This window comes from Haloferula sp. A504 (genome assembly GCF_044385805.1).
Classification (GTDB): Bacteria; Verrucomicrobiota; Verrucomicrobiia; order Verrucomicrobiales; family Akkermansiaceae; genus Haloferula.
Window position 1 is genome coordinate 1 of record NZ_JBISBU010000144.1, and the last position, 1,414, is coordinate 1,414.

At 54.2% G+C, this 1,414-nt stretch carries 2 protein-coding genes; both read right to left on the bottom strand.

The features are described 5' to 3' along the window. Positions 1-221: 221 nt before the first annotated feature. Positions 222-731, bottom strand: coding sequence for a hypothetical protein (locus ACG2LG_RS23830; RefSeq protein WP_396263368.1), 510 nt, complete (start codon positions 729-731; stop codon positions 222-224). A 153-nt stretch (positions 732-884) separates the two neighbouring features. Further along, positions 885-1,313: a hypothetical protein gene (locus ACG2LG_RS23835; protein WP_396263369.1), complete on the bottom strand. Its 429-nt coding sequence runs from the start codon at positions 1,311-1,313 to the stop codon at positions 885-887. Positions 1,314-1,414 lie beyond the last annotated feature (101 nt).

The window sequence follows — 1,414 nt, forward strand, 5'->3', positions numbered from 1 at the left end:
TGTCTGCAACACTCGGTAATGACTACTGGCTAGGTTTTGTCATATCTGGTCATTCTCCATATAAGAAGCGCCTTGCTTCGCTCGGCGCACAACGTAAGAGGACAGGCGACCCCGACCCCACGAAGCGCCGGCGCTGTCCTGTTGCCCGGATTGAATCGCCAAAACCGGGTTGCGACAAGTGCGCTGTGAGGGGTCGTCCTGATCCGGCTTGTTCTGCGATTTTAGTTCAGATGGAGGTAGGTGAAGCCGTCGCTACCTCGGATCACTAAAACCCGCCACCCGGCTTCATCCCGACAACGTGAGGAATGCACGGCATACTCAGGCGTAGGAAACCACTCTGGCATGAGGAACAGGCCGGAATAGTCGGGGGTCTCAAGGCTGCGAAACGACGAGTCTTCAGATGCCTGGAGGCGACCAAGTAGCCCACGAAAATCCCGGTCACTCATCGGGAGTCGGGCAAAAAAGCGGAGGCTGTCCTCATCGAAAGAACTACCCTTCGATTCGGCGAGCCTGCGAATTCGATCCGCCCTGAATCCGAGGAACTCACCGCTTCTCCAATAGTCCCCGTCCGCACGACCACCTTCCGGCAAGTCATCGACAACGTAGCCGTAGCCGGGACCGGCTGCATCTCTCCGAAAGGAGTCGATCAACCGGTAGCTGGCATAGGCCAAAGTGCCCAAAAGCAGAACTACCGCGATCAATCCGAGGAAAGCCTTGATGCCGGATGCCATTGCAGCCCTCAACTTCATTTCAGCAGAACGTCGGAGCGCTGGTGACCCGGCCCTCATGGCGTCCAGCGCGACTCGTTGGTGAACGTGTAGTCAACCAAACGCTCTGCGACAAGGACGCTGTAAGGGGTCACCCAGTCGCGGCTTGTTAGCATTTTAATTGTTAGGAATTACAAATTGAAGGAGGTAGAACATCGCCTCTTTTTCAACCTCGGGCCGGTTTTTATCTGAGAACCACCTTCTTAATCTCTCCTTGCGCTTCTTTCCGTCGTCATCGTCGGGAAACTTCTCGATCTGTGCTTCTATTTCCTCGGCGCTTCGAATCGACTGATTTGCTTCTATCTTAGCTCTTATCTTATCTGGAAAGTGGCCCATCTTCTTCAGGGCAGGAATGGTCTTTCGTACAAATTCTTCTGGAGGTGGAAGCTTCCTGAGGTCCTCATCTGGCACACCAATCGAAAGAATCGACCATAGCTCCTTTGTTGCGGGAAGTAGTCCCTCCTCCAATATGTGTTTCTCTTCCGCAGAACTTAAATGCTGAAGGAGGCAGAACAGAATCGAAGCGAGGATTGCAGGTGTTTTCATCGACGCTAGACCCTATGGCTGCGACTGGAGCCAGCCACGCGCCTTCGGGGTGGTTTGAGGGTTGAAAGGGAGGTGCCGTGTCTGGTTCAAGTCGTGGGCTA

What these genes read in the sequence shown, in the direction of transcription:
- ACG2LG_RS23830 (WP_396263368.1), bottom strand. Translation starts at nt 731, where the DNA reads ATGGCATCCGGCATCAAGGCTTTCCTCGGATTGATCGCGGTAGTTCTG.
- ACG2LG_RS23835 (WP_396263369.1), bottom strand. Translation starts at nt 1,313, where the DNA reads ATGAAAACACCTGCAATCCTCGCTTCGATTCTGTTCTGCCTCCTTCAG.